This is a genomic window from Nocardia sp. NPDC004260, assembly GCF_053603155.1.
Map to the genome: position 1 here is coordinate 1 of NZ_JBSGEZ010000201.1, position 3,282 is coordinate 3,282.

Consider the following 3,282-nt stretch of genomic DNA (forward strand, 5'->3'; position numbering starts at 1 on the left):
TTCGCGGCGGCCGCCGAACAGATCGAGCAGACCGGCTGGCTCAACATGTGCCCGGTCGGCACCGTCGCGGGTGAGATCGCCGACAGCGAACCCGCACTGCGCGACGTCGCCGCCGAAGTCATCGCCTGCCGATACGCTGTGGCACGGCCGGAGTTGCGGGCATCCTCAAGGTAGCCGCGCCACTTCGCCGGCACGAACCCGATCGCAGCCTCGGGCGGCACCTTTCGAGCGCCGGGCACATTCAACTCGCGCACTGGAACGCCGGCACCGCCCGGCTACTGCCGGGCCGCACCCGCGGACCTGTATTCGTGACCCACCGCCGCCCAGGACCCGGCAAATACCTCGCCGAACGGGACATCTGCGCCGACACCAGATTGCTCGGCTCTCCTACGGCCAGACCCGCAATCCACTCGCCGCCGATGGACCGGCCCCGGCTGGGACATGCACGGCTTGACACACCCCGGCGAATCCGGCGCAAGCCTGCTCGAACTCATGACCACGTTGCTTCACCGCAGGGTCGAAACCTGCGGCGCTACTTCAAATCCTCACCCACGCCATTCCCAAATTGACCAGCCTCATCGGCCCCGGCACTTCCCGCACCCACTGACCAGCAGCTACGCCGTATCCGCCCGAAATTCGGCGATTGCTACCGGGACCCACATGAGAACGCGCGCTTAAATACGTTGCTATAAAGATCGCTCAGGGGAATCAAACGCCTCTTCTGGCGAGGGCCGTACGCCCCTCGTCTTTTCTGGAATTGCGATTGAATTCAATGGGATCCCGGCTCGGCGCGGGGTGCATTGTGGGCGGACAGAGCCGCAGCCGTAACCGCATCGAGTCCGGTTTGAAACTCGCCACTTGAGCCTACTGCATCAAGAATCAATAAATGTGAATTTTGAAGCACGCAGTGGTCCAGGCGGGTAGTTCGCATACTTTGAATCAGCACTTAGATATCAGTACAACCAGGGCGGAAGCCAGCATAATTACAGGGCTCGGGATGCCGTTGAAGTCTTTCTTGCGCAAGTGTACTCCAAGCGCACCGATGAAGTAGAGCACCAGCCCCATAGCTACTGCCATACCCAGAGTTGGGTACGATTGACCAGCCTGTAAGCCAATTGCTCCTGCGATCTCACAGGACGCTAGAAGTGGAATCACACTTTCCGGCGCATCCAATGCCTTGAGACCGGATGAAATCTGCTCGAAATGGGTGATCTTCGAAATTGCCGAAGCCGACAGCGCTAGCGTAAGCCAAAACAGAACGGCATTATAGGCGAGTGTCACGTTGAAAATACATATTGATAGTCGGAAATTAAATACCTATCACGCAGACGAGAGCGCTTCAAATCGCCACGATTTCAAAGCACGTCAAGCTGTGCTCTGGCTACGAACGACGAACGACATTATCCATTATCTCTTTTGCTCAACATGATCTGCCACATATCTTCTCAGCCTTTCGGGCTCCACGGTATGGGGAATATCCCTACACTTTTCCTCGCGTCGATGTCAGGATGATCGGTGGCCGGGGTTCGCGCCATCACTCCGCTCTTCTTCCTGTTCACCCCCTCGATTGGGCCGTTGCTGTAAGCCACGCTGAGGCGTACGACCGCCGTGTCGTAGGCGTTTGCCATTTCGGGCCGGCCGCGGCCCAGCGCCGGCCGTGTGCGGCTGACGACTGCTCTCACCGGTCGGGCCAGGCCGTGCCACGGATGCCGGCGGTCGCTGATTTACAATGCGCCGGGCAGGGCCCGGCGGATGGCTTCGGCGTAGGTCCGGATCCGCAGCAGCACCCGAACTGCGGTGTGGGGACAACCGAACCGGCAAGGCAGCCAGGAGCCGGACCGCGGCTCGTCCGGCCAGTTCTCTCACGACTGCCCGCACCTGACCGGCCAGCCGGGTAGTGCGCCGCCGGTACTGTTCGAGCAGGCTGGGAACCTGCTCACGAAGGTCCGACAGCAGTGCGGGGTCGGACAGGCCCAGCCGCCGAACCCGCCCCCGCAGGACCACCAGGCGGCCATCGACCGGCAGACCGGCGACGGTCCGACGGTGATAGCTGTGGACCTTCGCCGATTCCGTACCGCAGCTCACTGCATTCACCGAAGCACCGTGCCGTCAGGCCATCACGCTAGGCCGCCAGAGTGAGCCAGAGCCCCCGGCCTGGCCGGTGGAGGAGCATCGCCAGCGGCCGCAGTCCCTGCTCACATGCCAGGTCAGCTTGGTCGTCCATCCGCCTGGGGAGCGGTCCAGCATATGATCGGCGGCCCTGCTCTCAACCGACCGGGCGATTCGAGCTGAGCGCTGGGTTGCGGCGGGCACCGGCGGCATGCTGATGTGCGCTCATGATCGCGGAATCCACACCTACCAGCCAGCCGGTCGCGCCCGCGGCGTCGGCACAAGCCGCAGCATCTTTCAGACTGAAACCCCAGTTCCCGGCGCGTTGCCAGCGGCGGAACAGCCTGTAGACCGTCCGCCACTGACCATACTGCGGCGGCAGATTGCGCCACAGCACCCTGGGTTCGGGTCGCCCCCGGCTCCGCTCGATGAGCTGTCGCTGGTTCATTTCGGCGCTCATCCCGCCTTCGTGCCACGAGCAACAACAGCTCCAGCCGCGCCCACTCGGCCTCGGTCAGACCCGCCAGCCTCGCAGTCGACTCGCTGGCCACGAGGTCTCCGGATTCGCCTTCTGCTTGGTTGCTGAACCGTCTACCGGAAACCTCGCACCGCACATGCCCACGCAGGCAATAATTTCGATCACAGCGGTCGGTACCGCCGCACCGCGGCGCCTTCAAGTCGATCGCTTATGAGACACGCCCTAACCTAAGTCACCGGGCGTTCGTAGCAGGAGTTGTGCCGTGAGTAGGCGAAGTAGACGACGAACCCGATCACCATCCACACCAGGAACCGCAGCCAGGTCTCCACCGAGAGATTCAGCATCAGCCACACGCACGCCAGCACCGCCAGGACGGGGATCAGCGGTACCAGCGGAACCCGGAATCCACGCGGCAGGTCCGGACGCGTGCGTCGCAGGATGAGCACACCGATCGACACCAGCACGAACGCGAACAGCGTCCCGATGTTGTTCATCTCCTCCAGCGTGCCGAAGTCCACGAACCCGGCCAGCAGCGCGCACGCCACGCCGACGATGACGGTGACCCGCACCGGCGTGCCGTTCTTGCCGGTGTGCGAGAGTTTGCGCGGCATCAGCCCGTCACGCGACATCGCGAACAGCACCCGGGTCTGCCCGAGATACATCACCATGACCACCGTGGTGAGCCCGGCGAGGGC

3 protein-coding genes and 1 pseudogene are annotated in these 3,282 nt (G+C 63.0%); 1 reads left to right on the forward strand and 3 read right to left on the reverse strand.

What is annotated here, in order from left to right; all coding sequences use genetic code 11:
- Positions 1–126: pseudogene (locus ACWEO7_RS38755) on the forward strand (LmrA/YxaF family transcription factor); the annotation flags it as partial.
- Positions 127–939: 813 nt separating this feature from the next.
- On the opposite strand, the gene ACWEO7_RS38760 reads toward ACWEO7_RS38755, so the two are convergent.
- The 3 genes from ACWEO7_RS38760 to ACWEO7_RS38770 form a co-directional block, all read right to left on the reverse strand.
- The gene (locus ACWEO7_RS38760) at positions 940–1,281 is read right to left on the reverse strand and encodes a DoxX family protein (RefSeq protein WP_452430730.1); all 342 of its coding nucleotides are present in this window, start codon (positions 1,279–1,281) and stop codon (positions 940–942) included.
- A gap of 985 nt (positions 1,282–2,266) precedes the next feature.
- Complete coding sequence (locus ACWEO7_RS38765) at positions 2,267–2,569, reverse strand: transposase (protein WP_452430732.1); 303 nt, start codon at positions 2,567–2,569, stop codon at positions 2,267–2,269.
- Positions 2,570–2,814: 245 nt separating this feature from the next.
- On the reverse strand, positions 2,815–3,282 hold a 468-nt coding region (locus ACWEO7_RS38770), incomplete at its 5' end, for an amino acid permease (protein WP_452430734.1).

Bases quoted from the DNA above. Each gene is read 5' to 3' on its own strand.
- ACWEO7_RS38765 (WP_452430732.1), bottom strand. From the start codon at position 2,569: ATGAGCGCCGAAATGAACCAGCGACAGCTCATCGAGCGGAGCCGGGGG.